We start from the raw sequence: 19,767 nt of genomic DNA on the forward strand, positions 1-19,767 counted from the left end.
AAGGTTGCCGCTTTTTCAATTTCGAAAATGTATGCTCTCTTTTTAGGGTAGGCACTTACTCTACCAAAGTTCCATTTTCAAGAATAAGCTCATAGCTATATCCCGCACCAAAGTCTTTGTTGAGTGTCACGACGGCACGAACAGTGATTTTCGAACCCTCGGTTACCAATGCGTTTGAGGTGACGACCAAATCATAGTCATCTTTGCTTCCATCACGTAGGTGTAGCCAATTACGGCCCATTATGCCGGGATTTATCTTTACACAGGTGCCGCTAATCTCTACCGAATGCCCCTCGTACTTCTTGGGGTCTTTTAACAATTCGGCTATTGTGGTGTGGCCTTTGAATTCAATTGTTTTTTCGGTATGGGTCTGAATATCTTCTTTTGTCACTTCGCCTTTTTCCATGACCGGATTACTCTTGGGTTCAGCCTTGGCCAAGGTACTATGATCCTTTTCAGACACTAGGTTTGTGACCAGGTAGATTTTTTTGAATATCCTATCGTGTTCTCTGCTTTCAAAATCGGTTTTTAACAATCCGCCCCTATAAAAATAGGTTTCTCCTTTTTTCGCATCCATTTTTCGAGTAGCGATCCAAAATTCTTCTTGGCCTTCTTTGACCCTAAGGTATACATATCTTGTTGCGTGAAGCACCTCTTGTACAATGACTGAATGTAATTTACCATGGGGCGATGCATTTTCATCCATGCCCAGCTGAGTCGATGAATTTGGTGAATCTTTGGTGTTAACGACAGGCTCAATAACTTTTGGACCGTTATGGCAAGCAGACATAATGAGCATGGCCCAGATAATCAATGGTATGTATTTAAATTTTGAAATCATTGTTTTTCTTTTGCTTGAAAGTCTTGATGTTGATTGCAAACCTTGTCTTACGTACCGGCTTAGGGATTTTTCATAGAAAAGAAACCTGTTCGGCTATAACGGTATCCATTTCCTTTACGGAAATCGATGGGTTTGTTCGCCTTTTTACCTTTCGTATGATTCGATCTGTGACCATTTTGACCATCTGGGAATCATATTCTCCAGAATCAGTTTCAAAATAGTGCATTACCTTTTGGTTTACTAGAATCTTATATTCGGCCAAAAATGCTCTTAACGGTGCCTTTTGAAGCCATTCTATATACACTGAAAGCTCTTCGGCAATTATCTCATGTACCTTACCGATGGCAGCCATTCTTTTTCCCTTGGTATTCTCTAGATCCATGGAAATGGTATCCAAATCATAAAGTAAAACGCTTTCATTGCGCGATAGGTCTTTGTTGATGTTGCATGGCACCGCCAAATCTATCAAGAGCATGGGATCTGTTCTGACAATAGGTATATTTTTCACAAGGTCAGCGCAATTGCTGGCCGCACCTACGATAACATCAAAACCGTGAAAATCGTTTCTCAACACTTTGTCCCAGTCATATACTTTGGCATGATGTTTTGTTGCCAAGGCAATTGCCTTTTCTTTGGTACGATTACTAACGTATATGTTTTTGAAGTTGAATTTAGAGTTATACTTGAACAGCTGCATAACAATATCTCCCGCTCCTATGAACAATACCTTCTTTTCTTTTGAGGTTTTGGCGTAGGTATGGTCAATCACTTTCAGGGCCTTATATGCAATTGAGGTCGTGCCGTCTCTAAAAAGGGTTTCGTTACTGATACGCTTATGGCTCTTGAACACTGTTTGCATGGCACGTTCCAACAAAGACCCTTGTAGTTTGAGTTCCATCGAAAAATGATATGCCTTTTTTATTTGATGTACGATCTCTACATCTCCGATAACCGAGGAGGCAAGACCGGATGAAACTTCCAATAGGTGCAGTACCGTTTTTTCTGTTGTATTGCCGCACTTGAACAAGTGTGAAGTCTCCATACCGCTGTTTGGAAACTTTGTATTGATCAAGAGATTGCGTATTGCCACAGCTGGTGTGGTGACTGATTCAAAGTATATTTCAGTTCGGTTACAAGTGACCAAAAGCAATAACCCTGAAATGTCAGGAAAGGTTTCACGGATGTGGGCCACCAAGTCTTTCTTTTCCTCTTTCGGAATATGGAACACCTCCCGTTGTGCGACCGAAGCCGTTTTGTGTGAAATGCTGATATAGCGAAGCGACTTTTCCATAAATGAATACTATTGATCTTTAAACTCAAATGCTATTGATTCTCTTGAACCCCTATTCCATCTTTTCCCTAAAACATTTCGGCACAAAGGGGCAAGGCCATTTACTATTCTTTCATTGTTCTCATATAGTTGACCACCAACCACATATCTTCTTCATCAGGAATTTTCTTTTCATAATTCGGCATATCGTCCCTTCCTATATAGCTCTTATAGAAAATGGCTCCATCGCTTTGTGCATGAAATTCTTCTGAAGAAAAATCCCCCAGATCACCTTCTACTTCATCGGCCTTGGGTCCGTCTCCATAACCTTCCTTGCCATGGCAAGACTTGCAATGTTTGTTGTACAAAGATTTTCCAATGCTCAAATCGACGGTGGGGTCGGTAGGGTTTTTCATTTTTTCATACTTTTCGGGCACTACCCATTCTTCTTGAAACTCATTGGTAAAGGAGTGAAGAGCGAACGATATAATTGCGATAATGATCAAATTCTTGACTGTTTTCATATTTTGACTATTTATTATTCACTTGTTGATATTCAAAAACAATGCCTGTTTATATATTTTTTGAAAATCCAATTTATTGATTCTCTGTTTTTAACTCTAATGCTGTCCCTTCTTTTTTGATCTTATATAAGTTTATGCAGGTATAGACGAAATTTGCCCAGATTCCCAGCAACAATATGGTCAATACCACATACATCCAGATTGGGGCCGCCTCTGACCATAATGTGTTTTTTTCTTCACTGGGCAACTCGTTGAAAACACCCCAATTTTCTGTTTTCTTTTGAACGACATCCCCATAATCGTCGTGATCCTCAATAATGGTGTACACTGTTACATCGCCATTTGCATCTCCGGGCAGGTCTGTGGGCATTTCAAATTCATATTCCCCACTTTCGATGACCCCTTCATCAATGGTCATCTTAGATAACATACCTTCTACCGAAATGATGACATCAGTCTCTTCCAAAGGTATTTGAACCCCCAGACTATCAAGGGTATGGGCTTTTATCGAAACGGTCTTTATACTATCTTTTTCAATTAAATTTAAATTCAGGTGTACATCTTTTATGCTGATTTCCCTCTCTTTACCGCCCAACTCGTCCGTGCCTTCAAAAACTGCCCTGAAATTGATTTTTCCTTCCGAATCCAATAAATAAGACTGGTTTTCAGGAAGTGCAATTTGGGCAATGCCATCTTTGGAGGTATTTGATGAACCCAATTGTACCGTTTCATCTTCCAAAAAATTGAAGAACTCTATTTTGGCACCGTACACGGGAACCCTATCTTTTCGGTCTTTTTTGTTTGCTGCGATGAAACGCACTTCAAGAATTCGGGAATTATCATGTTGTTTAATCGTTTTAAGATTAAACCTTATTCTATAATCGCTTATGTCATGTTCTTGGGCCTTGGCATTGGGGGCAATGAACAGGCCCATTAATACTATAAGCAATGTATATTTAAAAAAACCGGTTCTCATCTTCGCTAAGGTTGGGTTACACTATCGGTGATTCTTTTTTCTTCCCTTTCATAATCTATAATACCTGACATGGGAATGATGGGAACAAGCCTCATGATCAAGATGAAAAATAGGACAAAAGCCGCAATTCCTGCAAAACTCAATGCCCACTCAATCCATGTGGCCGAGTAATGTATAAATTCAGGACGGGTATCTTGTATGGGCAAATAGGGTGTTTCCAAAGTGGGCACAACTATTAAATATCTATTCAACCATAGCCCCAAAACGGCGATCACAGCGGCAAAAGTTATTGATTTTATCGTTCTGAATTTTTTGAAGAACAAGATGACCATGGGTACCAGTACCCCGATATAATTGGCAAAAATAAATTCCCAGAAATATTGGTTGAACAACGTATTCAATAAATTGGCATCATGCGTCTTATGGCTAAACCACCTAGAGAAATATTCGCTAAACGTAAAATACCCGAACAGCAATGAAATAACCAACAAAATTATTCCCGCACCGATAAAATGCACTTTACGTATATAGTGTTCCAATTTAAAGTATTTACGAATCAGATACATCGCAATGATGATAACACCAATGCCCGAATAGAGACCGGCAATAATGAAATATGGGGCAAAAATTGTACTGTTCCACCCAGGTTGTAAGGTCAAACTGAATATCCAAGCCAAAACGGTATAGGCCACAATGGCCAACGCAATGATCATGGCAGACATGATTCGGGTTATTTTTTGTAACCTTTTGCGCTGGGTAGGGGTATCGCGGTATCCGATGGCGAGAAACGTATAGAGCTTTTTCCTCCATTTGGGTACATTTTCACTGTTATCACGGAGGATGGCAAAATCTGGAATAAATGTTAGGTACAAATAAATAAAACACCCGATGAGGTCAGTGATTATGGCTATGATATCCCAAGTAATTGGGGATTGTATACGGGGATAGAGGAACAAATAATGTAACCTGTCCAATCTGCCGATACAAAGCAAGATAAATATAGGACCGATAATCAGTGACACTACGGTAATGATTTCGACTATTCTTGATACCGAGTTTTTCCAAGGCGTTTTAAAGAAATGTAAAATGCCCGAAATGAACGCTCCCGAATAGCTTAAGCAGACAAAGAAGATAAAATTGATGATGTAAATGCCCCAAACTACATTGTCTCTCATTCCCGTGACCTCATGTCCTTTGAGTACTTGAATGATAAAAGCTACCAGCCCCCATACAATAAACCAAACTAAGATACCGATCCATATCTTAGACCATTTGGTGGTTTTCAAAACCATGGGCAAAAACTCTTTGGCCAATTCCTTTTTTCTAATATTTGCATCTATCATAGAGTGCCGTTTACTTTAAATTTTACCTTGTTCTTTCAGGTCTTTGACAAAAGGAACATCTTTATATCTTTCAATGATCTCTTCGTCAACATCAAAGCCTCGTTCTAACGGAAATTGCCTATTGACCGCAGGCAAGTAATACACATTGGGTTTTGTGCCCAAATGTTCTAAATGTCTATATCCTCCCCTATCGTTTATCAATTCTGAAAATCGTACGGTTTCTTCCCCATTGGTGACCATGTCTTCATTTTTGTCACCAAAATAAATGGCCCCCATTGGGCAAGACGATGCACAATGCGGCAGTTTGCCCTGTCTGAGCATATCTGGACAAAAATCACACTTCATCACTGTGCCCTCGGTTCCGGGAACGCTCGTTTCGGGAGAATACGGCTGGCTGGTATCATCGAACTTGGGCTTATGGCTCCAAGTAAACTGGCGAGCGGAATAGGGGCAACTGGTGATACAAAACTTACAACCTATGCACCGATCATTGTCTATCAAAACAATGCCGTCATCCCGTTTGAATGTGGCTCCGGTCGGGCAGACCGTCACACATGGAGGTTCGTCACAATGATAGCAGGGCTTTGGAAACCAATAGGGCGACGCTTCTTCATGGTCTTGAATAAGCTGAATTTTCATGAACTCTTCATGATAGTCAAGATTATGGGCCTTTTGACAGCTTTCGACACAGTTTCTGGCATTTTTACATTTGGCCAGGTCGATTACCATGACAAATTTTCGGTCTGGAATTCCATTTCTTGATTCGGCCGGGGTGATATGTGCCTCGGGGTATTTGTTTATGCTTTCTGCATCTACCTCTACCATTTTACCATCAGGGGTAAGTACCCTGATCTTTTCATTCGATGCCTTTAGTTCTTCCTCTGATGCCAAATTGGCCAGTAAAGTGGCGCCTGCGACAGTGGTTGCACCAGACATTAGCCCCAGCTTTAAGAATTTACGTCTGTTGGTGCCCTCTTTTTTAGTGTTTTCTTTTTCCATATTTGACTTTAATTCTGCAAACCACTATTTAGAAAATAAACCTATTGAATTTGTCTCTCCTAGTTATAAAATAGGTCTAGAAGTTGTAATTCCTTGTGATATTGAATCCGAACAGAATTTGACCCCTGAAAAAATCGTTTGTGTTTTTTATATAGTTCTGTTGTGGCACAATACCGTTCATATTGGTTATAAACAATTGAAAAGCATGGGCAGATGTGGCAAACTCGAATCCCAAACTGATTCCAGGCTCAGGGTCAATAGCCAATCGTTCACCATTTAAATGGTGCGTAAAGGGTTGACTGTAATCCCATAGTATGGAGGTTTGATCGCTTATTTTGTATCGCCCGCCGAAAGCTATACCGATCACATCGTTCCGCATCCTGTCTTCAACAAGGTTGAAATGTGAAATACTTGGTGCCAATTGCATGGAAAGCTTAGGACTGAACCTGCGGGCAATGATCAATTGGTTAAAGTAAGAGTACCGATATTGATCTAAACTGAAATTCTCTTTTTTTCTTGCATCAATGGTGAAATTGCCATAATAGGATACGCTCACCGGAATTCTGCCAGATCGGGTTTGATTTATAATGCCCACCTTCCAGTTAAAGTCTTGCAGACGATCAAATTTAGTGGTTCCGAATCCAAGGGTCAATCTTTCGTGTATGGCATATGCGACGCCAATACGAATGTTCGAAGGTCCCCAAAACCCCAACATATCGTTGTTGCCCCCATCGATGAGTCCAAATCTGTGAGACATCTGAACCTCTAAAGTATTCTTCGAAAAGAGTACATTGTTGGGGTTGTCAATGATAAATGAACTTTCAAACGCAGGGCGTTCAGGTTTATCAATAACGGAATCCTTTGCTTTTTCTTGGGAAAAGATATAAAAGGGAAAGAGCAACAGTGCAAAGTATATTCTTATAGTGTTTTTCATATTTAACGTCTTAATATTTAGTTATTCTCGGCACCCCGATCTATCCAACCCTTTATTAGGGCAATCTCGTCTGTAGTCAACGAAAAACCAGCTTCTACAGGGTGTTCGTTACCAGGTAAATTTTTGAAAAACTCACTATTCTCGCCATCTCCGAGAATTACATATTCGGGTACAATCGCATTGTATGCATTTCCTTCGGTCAAATCTGGATTGGCAATTCTACCATCATGGCAAGTCGTACAATCCCTACCATCAATTGAGAAAAGCGGTAAGATGTCATCCCCAAAAGAAATAGGCTGATCTATCGGTATATCTGGAATCTCTTCTTCTACTATTTGGTCATAGTAACAAGAAAGAAATAGTAAACATAAACTGCTTACCAAGATTATCTGTAATCGTTTTTTCATGTTGTTTGTGGTATTAAATCATTGCTCCTTCCAATTGCTAAGGAATATTTGCCATTCTCATCGCATTGCATATCAACGGTCTTCAAGTGCCAAATACTTATCTCCATGCTAGGTCATATCATAGCCAATCTGCCTGAGCCGATTAGTTTTTAAAGAAAGCATCCTTTGGTAATCAGTCCTGTAATGCTTCGATAGAATTAGTGAGCAGTGCCCTAGAATATCCAGGATTGTGGGTCCCGCTACTCTGATCTTCCAACAAGGTCATGTAGTTCCAGGCAGCTTGAGCCTCTGCTGTTGTAAATATGCCTTCATTGGATCTGTTGGGCCCTGGATCATCAACTATGAGTCCTACTACAGGTACTCCGGTACCCACTGGATTGCCTTCTGTATCATAGACAGGGTTGCCCTCTGCATCAACGGCATATTCTTCTCCTACCACCTCAGACAACAACTGTTTTAAGGTTGCCATGTCTTCGGTAAATCCTGCCAATTCAGAAGGTACGCCATTGGCATGGCAAGTCACACATGAGGTTTCTGTCACATTCCAGGAATGGAGACCTTCATTGATATCTGTAGATTCACCCATATGGCAACTTACACAAGATGCCCCTGTTCTATGTGCGGCAGAACCTACACCGGGATACCCTACCGAACCGGCTATATTGGCTCCCATGATTCCTTCCAATACGGTAGATTGTGGCCCGTGGTGCGGTCCGAAACGTGTGGTAGCCACCACATATTTGCCGGTTCCATCCTCAGCTGGAATCACATAACTGTTTCTTGGTTGGTGACAAATGGTACAGTTGTTACTGGTACCACCAAAATCTACGACCGTGGTTCCATCGATTTCCAGTGTCACGGGATCGATGCTCCTTAGGGCAAAGTCCGTTCCATCGTTCTCAAAATCAAATGTGTCGTGACTGTCGTGACAGGTGGCACAGGTAATCGGTGAAGAATCTGATAGGCTGGCTGGATCGACTTCTCCAAAGGCCAAGAAATCTAAATGTCCTAGCGTAGAATGGCATGAAGCACAGTCTTCCCTGGTGCCCGCAAAACTAAAGACAAAGCCGGCCCCATGAGATGATACTGCAAAAGAACCTTCAACAATGTCACGGGTTGTGTTGGAGTGACAGCTGACACAAGAAGCGGTTCCATCTTGACCATCCATTCCATCAACCCCGTCGATTCCATCAATTCCATCGGCCCCCGGTGGTCCAGGAACTGGATCACTGGTACAATGAACGAATAGTAGGCTTGATACAAGCACTATCAGAAAGCGGATTAATGTTAAATGTTTCATGAATTGATAGTTTTACTATTAAAAAAAGGTGTTTTAGTATTAATTCTGAAATAAACGCAGAATATGATGCATGTAAAACTATCTGTTAAGTACATTCTAAAAAATGATAAACGTCATAAAAACCCCATGATTATTAATATTTAATCAATATAAATAAGATATATAGAGAATATTTCAAAAAAAAGACCTATATGTCTTAAAAAATTGCAGAACCTTTATTTTGAAAAAATGAAACCATTCGGGTGTTTGAAAATGTGAAGAGAGGTCAAGATTTTCTATAAAAGACCTACCCTTACGGTATATTTCAGAACATGGCCTCTATAAAACCTTTGAAAATTAAATTTCAAGAAATATGAAAGAAGGGATGGGCCAGTTGCTGAATCTTTTCCGATTAAAAAATGTCTAACACTCCAAAGGTGGCAAAAATGAACCTTTTTCAAAGCCAACCATGCTATCTTGCGGTTTTAATGAATGTCTTAGGGATAGATGAGATACTTATCCCTAGTCCTCTTAAAACGATTCAAATCCGTTTGCCAGGTCGCTTTGATTTCCTGTTCCGAAAGTCTAGCCTCGATTTGTTGCTGTAGGGCTGAAGTGCCTGCATGTTTAGAGAAACCATTGGTGTTGAATACGTTCGACTCATCCAAAGCGTTTTGATAAGCATCGATGATCCACCTTATCGACACTTCGTTCATCTTAGGGTATTGCGATAAATCCCTTCCATAACAGGTTTTACCTTCCTCTTTGGGGTGTTTCGATCCAAAATTGGGTTTTGGTACATAACTGAAACCATATGCCGTACTATCTAAAAAGGAAGCCCCATACCGTTGAAACTGAAACTCGGTGCCACGGCCCGCATTGATATTGGTGCCTTCGAAAAGGCCAAGGCTAGGGTATAGGTTGATAGCTACATCATTGGGCAGGTTGGGGGAGGGTCTGATGGGTAGGCTATATTCTGTTTCATGGGTCCAGTTTTCAAGTGGGATCACGGTCAAATCTGCTTTTAAACCATTTGCCAACCACCCTTCACCATTGACCATTTGGGCATATTCGCCAATGGTCATGCCATAGACCAAAGGAATTTCGTTCATGCCCAAGAAGCCGGTATATTCAGCCTCCATGGTCGGCCCATCGACATAGTGGCCATTTGGGTTTGGCCTGTCTAGAACGACAATTGGAATGTCTTTTTCGGCGCAGGCCTCCATCGCCAGTTGCAATGTGGCAATATAGGTGTAGAAACGTACGCCCACATCTTGAATGTCGAAAAGTACGATATCTAAACCATCCAACTGTTCTTGCGAGGGTTTTCGGTTTTTTCCGTACAGTGACGTAATGGGCAGTCCTGTCTGGGTGTCGATACCATCTTTGACCGCTTCGCCCGCATCGGCCCGCCCACGAAAACCATGTTCAGGAGCGAATACTTTTTTAATGGTAACATTCAAAGAAAGCAATGAATCTACCAAATGTGTATGCCCGTCTTCCCTAAAAACAACACTTGTCTGGTTGGCAACCACACCGATATTTTTGTCTTTGAGAATAGACAGATAAACCGCCGTTCTGTTGGCGGCCACCATAACTTCTTGAGTGATATCGTTGGCAGTGGCTTGGTTTTGGGTACTGGTTTTACTTTTGCTTTGGCCGCATGCGGCAAACATGAAAACCAACAAGAAAACTGTACTTTTGAAAATGGACAAACTGGTCATTAGTTGAATTTAGAACTTTTTATTACGAAGCGCCTCATCAAAGGGGCATCGCATAAAATTAGCATTTCGGCGCCGATAATTAAAATCGCCATTGCCGCCATTGCCATAGGTATCGTGATGATGCTGATCGCCATTGTTACAAGTTCGGGCCTACAGCGAAAGATTCGGGAAAAGGTGGCCGCTTTCAATGGGCATATCCAGATTTCGAACTATGATAACAACAATTCTGAGGTATCTACGGTGCCCGTTTCGATTGAACAAGATTTCTATCCAGAATTCAGGGATGTTGAAGGTGTCGCCCATGTACAGGCCGTGGCCACCAAACCAGGCATTATTCGAATGGAAGATACGTTTGAAGGTATGATCGCTAAAGGCGTTGGCAATGATTATGATTGGTCGTATTTTGAAGAGTATCTCATCGATGGGCGACTGCCAAATTATGCGGGAGACCTTAATGATGAGGTATTCATGTCGAGGTTGATGACCAACCGTTTGCGGCTCAAGGTCGGAGATTCTTTTCCAGCCATTTTTTTAAGGGATGGCGACCCTTCTAAAATGCCCAATAATCGACGGTTCGAAGTGGTAGGTATTTATGACAGTGGATTTGAGGAGTTTGACGGGCAGTATGTCTTTGTAGATATCCGCCATATTCAACGTATGAACAAGTGGGAGGCCAGCGAAGTGGGCAATTTTGAGGTTTTTTTAGATGATTTTGATGACATCGACCAAAAAAGTGCTGAAATATATGGGAAGACACTTTCCAATCTTGACACCCAGAATATCAAGAGCAAATACTATAAGATTTTTGAATGGATAGGCCTTTTTGACTTCAATGTTGCCCTTATTATCGGCATCATGATTGTTGTGGGAGGCATCAATATGGTCACGGCTTTACTGGTGTTGATCTTAGAACGTACCCAGATGATAGGCATTTTAAAGGCAATCGGCTCACAAAACTGGAGCATCCGTAAAATTTTTCTATACAATGCGGCCTATCTGATCGGCATCGGACTTTTTTGGGGAAATCTTATCGGCTTGGGCATTATTCTGCTGCAACAGAAATTCCGTTTTCTTAAGTTTCCGAATCCGGAGGAATATTATATTGATTACATTCCCGTACATATCAGCGTCACGACCGTTTTGTTGCTCAACTTGGGTGTCATGCTCTTATGTTTGTTGATGTTGTTGTTGCCTTCATATGCCATCACCAAGATCACTCCTGTAAGGGCCATTAAATTTGAGTGATCTTTTTGATGCTTGGCCAGAGGTATTTCGATATTGGTTTTTTGAATATCGGGCACTGAACGGTAAACCTTTTCCATCAAAAAATTCAAGAATTCAACCATCCAAAATCCTACCTTTGCAGCGATTATGGAATATGCAGAAAACATTCTTGAGACCATAGGTAACACGCCGTTGGTCAAACTCAATACGTTGACGGAAGAATTACCTTGTTTGGTACTCGCGAAATATGAAACCTTTAACCCAGGCAATTCGGTCAAAGACCGCATGGCCCTACAGATGATTGAGGATGCGGAAGCCGATGGTAGGCTGAAACCCGGTGGTACCATCATTGAGGGCACTTCGGGCAATACAGGCATGGGGCTGGCTTTGGCGGCCATAGTGAAAGGGTACCGCCTTATCTGCGTCATCAACGACAAGCAATCAAAAGAAAAAATGGATGTGCTCAGGGCGGTCGGCAGTGAAGTGCATGTGTGCCCCGCCGATGTGGCCCCCGATGACCCGCGCAGCTATTATTCTACAGCAAAACGATTGTCAGAAGAAATTCCGAATTCATGGTATGTGAACCAATATGATAACCCCAGCAATACCAAGGCCCATTATTTGACCACAGGCCCCGAAATTTGGCGACAAACCGATGGCAAGGTCACCCATTTTGTAGTTGGGGTAGGTACTGGTGGCACTATTTCAGGTGTTGGAAAATATTTGAAAGAGCAAAACCCCAATATCAAGATATGGGGAGTGGACACCTATGGATCGGTTTTTAAGAAATACCATGAGACGGGCATTTTTGACGAGAATGAAATCTATCCATATGTTACCGAAGGAATTGGTGAGGACATCCTTCCTGAAAATGTCAATTTTGACCTTATAGACGGTTTCACCAAGGTGACCGATAAAGATGCCGCGATCTATACACAACGTCTGGCCAAAGAAGAAGGCATGTTCTTGGGCAATTCTGCAGGGGCTGCCATTAAGGGGGTGTTACAACTAAAAGAACATTTCACCAAAGACGATGTTGTCGTTGTACTTTTTCACGATCATGGCAGCCGTTATGTGGCCAAGGTCTTCAATGATGACTGGATGCGGGAGAAAGGATACATCGAATAGTTTTCGGTATCTTCATGGGCAATCTTAAACCACCGAATATGAGACGTAGCTATTTCACCATGCTTATGGTTTTTATATTGGGATTACCATCTCTCTCTGCCCAAAAACTCTCGAGGGCAGAAAAAAGGATCATCGCTTCTGTCGAAAAAAACAATGCCGGGGCCATTTCTTTTTTAGAAAAGGTGGTGAATATCAATAGCGGTACTTTAAATGCTGCGGGTGTCAAAGAAGTGGGTGCGGTTTTCGGAGAAGCTTTCGAGAATATAGGTTTTGAAACACGATGGATAGATATGCCCGCTGAAATGAACAGGGCAGGCCATCTGTTTGCCGAGACCAGGGGAAGCAAAGGAAAAAGACTATTGCTCATTGGCCATCTTGATACGGTATTTGAAGAAGATAGTCCGTTTCAAAAATTTGAGCGCGTCAATGACAGTATAGCCAAAGCTCCTGGCGGCAATGATATGAAAGGTGGCAATGTCATCGTTCTCTATGCATTGAAAGCCCTTCATGAAAATGGCCTCTTAAAGAATGCCCAAATCATAGTTGCCTTTACCGGAGATGAGGAGAGCACGGGAAAACCACTGAAAATCAGCCGTAAAGATTTGATTGAGGCGGCCAAGCAGAGTGATATTGCCTTGGGCTTTGAGACTTCTACGGGTTTCAACTATGCCACGGTGGCGAGACGGGGTGCTTCAGGCTGGTCGTTGGAAGTTGAGGGCAAGCGTGCCCATTCTTCTGGGGTTTTCAGTGAACGGGTTGGTGCAGGTGCTATTTTTGAAATGTCGAGAATTTTGCATCGATTCTACACCGAAGTGAAGGGCGAAGAGTTGCTTACTTTCAATCCCGGAATTTTGATGGGAGGAACTTTTATAGATTTCGACACAAAAACCAGCAAGGGAGATGTCTTTGGTAAAGGAAACGTGGTCGCACAAAAAGCGATTGCAAGGGGCGGACTACGCTTTATTTCCGAGGAACAAAAAGAGAGGGCTCGAAATAAAATGCGTGAGATTGTGGCTGAAAGCCTACCCAATACCTCGGCCGTTATATCTTTTACAGACAGTTATCCCGCTATGGAGCCTACCGAAGGCAATAAAAGGTTGATGGCACAATTGAACGAGGTCAGTCTCGATTTGGGGCAAGGAGAAGTTTTGCCCTATGACCCCGGTAAAAGAGGTGCCGCCGATGTTTCGTTCGTAGCTGAATATGTCGATTGTCTAGATGGATTGGGCACTATGGGTACCGGGGCACACACCCCAGAAGAAACGGTCAATCTCAGTACTATTGAAGATTTGACAAAGAGAATCGCTATTTTGATTTACAGATTGATCGATCAGTAAGATGGTAGAGTTAAAATTGGGTAAGCAAACAGCCGGTATTGATGCCGGTGAATTGGTAAGTTACCAAGTCGATGGCCATGAATTCATCCACCAAAAGGGGAGTCCCGGTTGGCGAAACGCCGACACCGAAATGTTTCCGATCATTGGCCCGACGAACGAAGCAGGTTTTGTGGTGCAAGTACCGCGTGGCAACTCCATATTGGACCAACACGGCCATTTGCGGGAGATGGACTATGAACTGGTTTCACAATCTGAAACAATCGCATCGTATAGAAAGGAATATGAAGCGGGTACGCCCGTGAAAAATTCCAAATATCCTGAGAAATCAAACCGGCAATGGCTGATGTGGCCGTACAGCTTTGTGTTTGAGAAGACCTTTTCGATCAACGAAAATGGACTTGAGATCGTTTTTACTGTTGAAGGTGAAAGGGATATGCCCTTTATGTTGGGCTACCATCCTGCTTTTAAGATACACGCACAGAATCCAATTATTATGGCCGATGACAGAGAAATCACGTTGAATGAGGTATTGGCCGTTGGAAGTAGGGCACTTCAAGTGGTCGATTGCGAGTCGGTGGTACTAAAAGATGAAAAAGAACTTTTCATCACCACGGAAGGCTTTGGGCATTTCATGTGTTGGACAGAGGTGAAAAACATGGTCTGCATCGAACCCATTACCTTCTACCCCTATGCGGTCGAGCAACGAAAACTGCACGAAGGCTTTGAACATTTGATGGAACCCACACAATTTAAGGTTGTTTTGTCTGTTCGGCCTTAACTGAATTTTTGCTGCAATTCTTTCACAACGGCCTCAGTTTTTGCATCTTTTTGTTTTTGTTCCAATATCAAAGGCGGGGCCATACGTTCGGTACAGTCTAAAATAGGGCAACGTTCACAGGTTACCCCGACATTATAGGTAACGATGGAGGGGTCGTTTAAAAAACGGACCTTTCTTCGTAATTGTTCGTTGATGAGCAAACCGATCCCAACACTTCGGTACCTATTCTTTTTAAAGGGGTCTTTGGTGGCCGAAGCAAAGATCAAATACGAAAGTTGATCATTGGGGTAGTGTGAAATCTGCACTTCCATATGATGCTCGGCCCCTGTTTTTTCAATTTCCTGCAAGACTCGTATAGAGGCCCAGCGGCGACAATATTTTTCATCGGTCTCGTTTCCGTGCGGTGAATGTTGGTGGGTAAGGTGCAATTCTTTGGTGATATCGAAACGTTGGGTTCCTTTTTTATGCGAAAAACGGAGAAAAAACAGATTTTCCATCTGATAGTCGGTAGGCAGAATGTTTGTCAATCGCTGATAGAGCGATTCAGGAGAGGCATTGAACCGTTTCGTCATTTTTGCCAAAAAGGTCTTATCGAATTTTGGTTTCTCTAAAAAACGGTCAAGGTATTGCCCCAAAAGCTTTCTTGGAATGATAAGTGCCCCGGCAAAATAAGATGCGGAAAGGTTGTTGAACACTTGGTCGAAGTTTTCGAATTTGATCCAAGTAAACGTATATAGGCGTTCGGTGATGTTTAGATAGTTATATGCGATCTCTTTGGCATAGATAAAGGCCCGCTGCGCCTCATCAACATAATCGGCAATAAGTAGCGTCTTCGTTTTTGGTACAAAGATGGAACGTAGATTGTCAAGTTCATTATGCTTGATAAGATCTTCGTTGTTAATGGTGTAACCGTACTCTTCGATCAGTATTTCCTCCAATTCTTGCGAGGAGACCGATTTCTCTAAGTTGATTTGATAGGCTTCGGCAAACTTCAGTACCTCGGCTTCCCATTCTGGAAAAAAATTCTGGTTCGCCTCTTGGTATGACCTCAGGGCCGCCAAGTAAAAACTCTCTTTTCCGAAATCATAATGCTTGGCGATCTCTATGATCGTGCTGATGAAGGCATTTACTTTGGTGGGGGCATTGGCCACAATGTCAATAAGGTCGCTTTCCTTGATGCCGAAAAGGTGAAGGGGCAGTTCCTTTAAGATTTTGGACCGCAACAATTCCCCGACGGGTGCCAGATTTTTATCCAACTTCAATGAAACCAGATTGTCGTAGGGCACTTCCAGTTTTTCGGCAAGAAGGGCGATTTTGTCTGTTTTCGGATATTTTTTGCCTTTCTCGATCTCGTTCAGATACGACTTTGAAAGTCCGGTAAGCTTCGAAAGCCCAAAAAGCGAAAGGTTCTTCTTGCCGCGAACCTGCTTGAGTTTCAGTCCAAATATAAGCTTGATGTATTCTTCTTCCATTTTTCGCAATCAAAGATAGCATATTTTGCGAATAGCATAAAAATAGCGTATTTTACATTTTTAGCGAACGTTCGCTTGTTTTTTTGAAAAGTTTAATTTATCCTTGTACCCATAAAATCAATATGTCATGGAAAATACGTTGCTCACACCCACCAATCTTCAGTTTTCAAAAGAAGTGACCGATTACTATCCAGAATTGCTCATTGAGGGGGCACTTGAGTTTGTTATAGAACTGCACCGGAAATTCAATAGGGAACGCCTACTATTGTTGGAAAGGCGCCTGAGGCAACAGGTCCAGTTCGATAGGGGCATTATGCCCAAATTCCCTATTGAGACCGAAGAGACCCGAAAGGCTGAATGGCGCATAAGATATATTCCTGAAGATCTTCTTGACCGCAGGGTCGAGATTACGGGTCCCGTCGAACGTAAAATGGTAATCAATGCGCTGAACTCGGGTGCCAAGACGTTCATGGCCGATTTTGAGGACAGCAATGCCCCGACTTGGCATAATTGTCTTCAGGGACAGCAAAATCTTATCGATGCGAATAGGCGTACCATTTCACACTATGATGCCAAAAAAGATAAATCATATCAACTCAATGATGAAGTGGCCGTTCTTTTGGTAAGGCCTCGTGGACTTCATTTGAACGAGCGCCATGTTTTGATCAATGGGGAGGAAATCTCAGGGAGCCTTTTTGATTTTGCACTCTATGTATTTCATAACACCAGAACATTGATGAGCCGTGGTTCGGCACCCTATTTCTATTTACCCAAATTGGAGCATTATCTCGAGGCCAGATGGTGGGATGAGGTCTTCACTTTTGCAGAAGAATACTTGAGTGTTCCCATAGGCACTTTTAAGGCAACGGTTTTGATCGAGACCATTACGGCAAGTTTTCAATTGGATGAAATCATTTACGAATTGAAGAACCACATTGTAGGGCTGAACTGTGGTCGATGGGATTATATCTTTTCTTATATCAAAAAATTCAGGAACCATCCCGAATTCATTTTGCCCGATCGCGATCAGGTCACTATGACCGTACCGTTTATGGATGCCTACTCCCGATTGGTGATTCAGCGATGTCATAAACGGGGCATTCATGCCATGGGGGGCATGGCGGCCCAGATTCCGATTAAAAACAATCCGGTTGCCAACAAGGTTGCCCTCGAGAAAGTGCGTTTAGATAAAGAAAGGGAGGTCAAAAACGGTCATGACGGTACCTGGGTGGCCCACCCGGGATTGGTTTCGATCGCTAGGGAAGAGTTTGATAAATATATGCCCAAGGCCAACCAAATCGATACCGTGTTGCGTGATGACGACCATATTTCCGAATCGGATTTGATCGCTATCCCAGAGGGAACGATTACAGAAACCGGCATTCGAAAAAACATCAACGTTGGCATTCTTTATCTAGAGGCCTGGTTACGGGGCAATGGTTGTGTAGCGCTCTACAATTTGATGGAAGATGCGGCAACCGCAGAGATTTCCAGAACCCAACTGTGGCAATGGAGAAAATTCAATGCCCAATTGGAGGATGGCCGAAAATTTACCGATGAGCTCTATACCCGAATCTTTGAGGAAGAAATGGAGAAAATCACACATTTGGTAGGCGAGGCCAACATGGGCAATACCCAGTTCAAAAAAGCCTTTGGGCTTTTTGACAGGCTTGTCAAGACCCGGGAGTTCGAAGAGTTTCTTACCCTTAAAGCCTATCGCGAAATCGATTGAACAGTATCATCAACAACTAAAAAAATCCCAAGAATGCGCGAACATTACATGGGATTCATATCAAATTCGAAATTTAAAATTATGGAAAAAAAGGAAAAGATTCAAGCATTGCTTACCGATTGGATGGTAAACCCCAGATGGAAAGGTGTTGAAAGGCCCTATACTGCTGAGGAAGTGATCAAACTTCGGGGCTCGTATGAGATAGACTATTCAATCGCCAAGATAGGAGCTGAAAAACTTTGGGGAAAACTCAACTCCCAAGATTTTGTGGCCGGTTTAGGAGCTTTGACGGGCAATCAGGCCATTCAAGAAGTCGAGGCCGGTCTAGAGGCGATCTACCTCAGTGGATGGCAAGTGGCCGCCGATGCCAATTTGGCGGGCGAGATGTATCCTGACCAATCGCTGTACCCGGCCAACAGTGTTCCGATGGTAGTGAAACGCATAAACAATGCGCTCTTACGTGCCGATCAAATTCAGGTCGTGAACGGCGTCGAACGCAAAAAAGATTATTTGGCGCCCATTGTGGCCGATGCAGAGGCCGGTTTTGGCGGTAATCTTAATGCCTTTGAATTGATGAAGTCCATGATCGAAAGTGGCGCAGCCGGGGTCCACTTTGAAGACCAGCTCAGTTCTGCAAAGAAATGCGGACATTTGGGCGGCAAGGTATTGGTTCCTACCCAAGAAGCGGTCAATAAATTGATAGCAGCCCGACTAGCGGCAGATGTCATGGGCGTGCCAACGCTGATCATTGCCCGTACCGATGCCGATGCAGCCAATCTTTTGACCAGCGATATCGACGAAAGAGACCATAAGTTTATAACAGGTGAACGTTCCCCAGAAGGATTCTTCTATGTGAAAAATGGATTGGAGCAGGGTATTGACCGGGGTTTGAGCTATGCACCTTTTGCTGACTTGATATGGTTGGAAACCTCTACTCCCGATTTGGAACAGGCCCGAAAGTTCGCTGACGGAATCCATGCCCAATATCCTGACAAAATGTTGGCATACAACTGTTCGCCTTCTTTTAACTGGGCGGCCAAACTTAGCAAAAAGCAAATGGAGACCTTTAGGGAAGAATTGGCGGCCATGGGCTACAAATTCCAGTTCATTACCCTTGCCGGATTTCATGCGCTCAATACCAGCATGTTTGAATTGAGCAAGGCCTACAAAGAACGGGGCATGGCCGGATATTCAGAACTACAGGAAAGGGAATTTGCACTGCAGAAGCATGGCTTTAGGGCGGTAAAGCACCAAGGTTTCGTCGGAACAGGATATTTTGATACGGTGCAGAACATTGTTACCTCTGGTACCGCGAGTACCGTGGCTATGAAAGGAAGTACAGAGACTGCCCAATTCTGATGCATCTTGATTTTAGTTGGTTGAAAATGTCCCTGATTTCAGGGACATTTTTTTAGGTGGATAAAAATGTTAATGAAATCACAATATTTTCTTAAATCCTATCGTTATTATTGTTAAATTAGTAGGGATAATATCACAAATTACACTGCGTATTGAAAGAGTTTGTTAAGCGGATAGGGGCCATGAACTGTCTCATGCTCTTGGTGGTGGTGTCGATTATTATCACCGCTGAAGTACTTTTCCTGACAGGGAAAAAGATGGATGCACTATTTGTGGCGTTCTGGGCACCGACCATATTGGGTTTTATGAATTACCTCAAGTACCGTAAGTGATGGATTTTATTTTGTTATACTCCATTGTGGTGACCGTAATTTTTATGGTCTGGCTGTTCTTTGTAATTAGAATGTACCGAAAGATGAAAGACTAATAGAACGCTATTT

General features: G+C 42.6%; 18 protein-coding genes. 7 read left to right on the forward strand and 11 right to left on the reverse strand.

Features of this window, described 5'->3' with window-relative positions:
• Nucleotides 1-55: 55 nt before the first annotated feature.
• From L0P89_RS11800 to L0P89_RS11845, 10 genes are all read right to left on the reverse strand, one after another.
• Nucleotides 56-841 (reverse strand): hypothetical protein, encoded by a 786-nt coding sequence (locus L0P89_RS11800; RefSeq protein ID WP_235265299.1) that lies wholly within the window; start codon nucleotides 839-841, stop codon nucleotides 56-58.
• A 70-nt stretch (nucleotides 842-911) separates the two neighbouring features.
• Nucleotides 912-2,132, reverse strand: a complete 1,221-nt coding sequence (locus tag L0P89_RS11805; protein WP_235265300.1) for a hypothetical protein — start codon at nucleotides 2,130-2,132, stop codon at nucleotides 912-914.
• 104 nt (nucleotides 2,133-2,236) lie between these two features.
• A complete protein-coding gene (locus tag L0P89_RS11810) occupies nucleotides 2,237-2,635 on the reverse strand; it encodes a c-type cytochrome (RefSeq protein WP_235265301.1) in 399 nt (132 codons plus the stop codon).
• A gap of 73 nt (nucleotides 2,636-2,708) precedes the next feature.
• Nucleotides 2,709-3,611, reverse strand: coding sequence for a hypothetical protein (locus L0P89_RS11815; RefSeq protein ID WP_235265302.1), 903 nt, complete (start codon nucleotides 3,609-3,611; stop codon nucleotides 2,709-2,711).
• A gap of 5 nt (nucleotides 3,612-3,616) precedes the next feature.
• Nucleotides 3,617-4,954 carry an NrfD/PsrC family molybdoenzyme membrane anchor subunit gene (gene nrfD / locus L0P89_RS11820; protein ID WP_235265303.1) on the reverse strand — a complete coding sequence of 446 codons (1,338 nt, stop codon included), beginning with the start codon at nucleotides 4,952-4,954 and terminating at the stop codon, nucleotides 3,617-3,619.
• A 15-nt stretch (nucleotides 4,955-4,969) separates the two neighbouring features.
• Nucleotides 4,970-5,953 (reverse strand): 4Fe-4S dicluster domain-containing protein, encoded by a 984-nt coding sequence (locus tag L0P89_RS11825; RefSeq protein ID WP_235265304.1) that lies wholly within the window; start codon nucleotides 5,951-5,953, stop codon nucleotides 4,970-4,972.
• A gap of 76 nt (nucleotides 5,954-6,029) precedes the next feature.
• Entirely contained in the window at nucleotides 6,030-6,887 is an 858-nt protein-coding gene (locus L0P89_RS11830; protein WP_235265305.1) for a DUF5777 family beta-barrel protein, read from the reverse strand.
• Nucleotides 6,888-6,904: 17 nt separating this feature from the next.
• Nucleotides 6,905-7,294 carry a hypothetical protein gene (locus tag L0P89_RS11835; protein ID WP_235265306.1) on the reverse strand — a complete coding sequence of 130 codons (390 nt, stop codon included), beginning with the start codon at nucleotides 7,292-7,294 and terminating at the stop codon, nucleotides 6,905-6,907.
• 172 nt (nucleotides 7,295-7,466) lie between these two features.
• A complete protein-coding gene (locus L0P89_RS11840) occupies nucleotides 7,467-8,594 on the reverse strand; it encodes a hypothetical protein (RefSeq protein WP_235265307.1) in 1,128 nt (375 codons plus the stop codon).
• Nucleotides 8,595-9,070: 476 nt separating this feature from the next.
• The gene (locus L0P89_RS11845) at nucleotides 9,071-10,297 is read right to left on the reverse strand and encodes an exo-beta-N-acetylmuramidase NamZ domain-containing protein (RefSeq protein WP_235265308.1); all 1,227 of its coding nucleotides are present in this window, start codon (nucleotides 10,295-10,297) and stop codon (nucleotides 9,071-9,073) included.
• 3 nt (nucleotides 10,298-10,300) lie between these two features.
• Here L0P89_RS11845 and L0P89_RS11850 point away from each other — a divergent pair, with 3 nt between their 5' ends.
• The 4 genes from L0P89_RS11850 to L0P89_RS11865 all read left to right on the forward strand — a co-directional run bounded on the left by L0P89_RS11850 (nucleotide 10,301) and on the right by L0P89_RS11865 (nucleotide 14,764).
• Nucleotides 10,301-11,542, forward strand: coding sequence for an ABC transporter permease (locus tag L0P89_RS11850; RefSeq protein WP_235265309.1), 1,242 nt, complete (start codon nucleotides 10,301-10,303; stop codon nucleotides 11,540-11,542).
• Between the two features lie 126 nt (nucleotides 11,543-11,668).
• On the forward strand, nucleotides 11,669-12,649 hold the full coding sequence (locus L0P89_RS11855) for a PLP-dependent cysteine synthase family protein (RefSeq protein WP_235265310.1): 981 nt from the start codon (nucleotides 11,669-11,671) through the stop codon (nucleotides 12,647-12,649).
• Nucleotides 12,650-12,687: 38 nt separating this feature from the next.
• Complete coding sequence (locus L0P89_RS11860) at nucleotides 12,688-13,986, forward strand: M20/M25/M40 family metallo-hydrolase (RefSeq protein ID WP_235265311.1); 1,299 nt, start codon at nucleotides 12,688-12,690, stop codon at nucleotides 13,984-13,986.
• Between the two features lies 1 nt (nucleotide 13,987).
• Entirely contained in the window at nucleotides 13,988-14,764 is a 777-nt protein-coding gene (locus tag L0P89_RS11865; protein WP_235265312.1) for an aldose 1-epimerase, read from the forward strand.
• Here L0P89_RS11865 and L0P89_RS11870 read toward each other — a convergent pair.
• On the reverse strand, nucleotides 14,761-16,236 hold the full coding sequence (locus tag L0P89_RS11870; protein ID WP_235265313.1) for a helix-turn-helix domain-containing protein: 1,476 nt from the start codon (nucleotides 16,234-16,236) through the stop codon (nucleotides 14,761-14,763). The genes L0P89_RS11865 and L0P89_RS11870 overlap by 4 nt on opposite strands.
• A gap of 127 nt (nucleotides 16,237-16,363) precedes the next feature.
• On the opposite strand from L0P89_RS11870, the gene aceB reads away from it, so the two are divergent.
• The 3 genes from aceB (at nucleotide 16,364) to L0P89_RS11885 (ending at nucleotide 19,659) form a co-directional block, all read left to right on the forward strand.
• Nucleotides 16,364-17,968: a malate synthase A gene (aceB, locus tag L0P89_RS11875; protein ID WP_235265314.1), complete on the forward strand. Its 1,605-nt coding sequence runs from the start codon at nucleotides 16,364-16,366 to the stop codon at nucleotides 17,966-17,968.
• Nucleotides 17,969-18,049: 81 nt separating this feature from the next.
• Entirely contained in the window at nucleotides 18,050-19,327 is a 1,278-nt protein-coding gene (gene aceA, locus L0P89_RS11880) for an isocitrate lyase (RefSeq protein ID WP_409557549.1), read from the forward strand.
• A 152-nt stretch (nucleotides 19,328-19,479) separates the two neighbouring features.
• Nucleotides 19,480-19,659, forward strand: a complete 180-nt coding sequence (locus tag L0P89_RS11885) for a hypothetical protein (RefSeq protein ID WP_235265315.1) — start codon at nucleotides 19,480-19,482, stop codon at nucleotides 19,657-19,659.
• The last annotated feature ends 108 nt before the right edge of the window (nucleotides 19,660-19,767 follow it).

It is taken from the genome of Muricauda sp. SCSIO 65647 (assembly GCF_021534965.1).
Taxonomy (GTDB): Bacteria; Bacteroidota; Bacteroidia; order Flavobacteriales; family Flavobacteriaceae; genus Flagellimonas_A.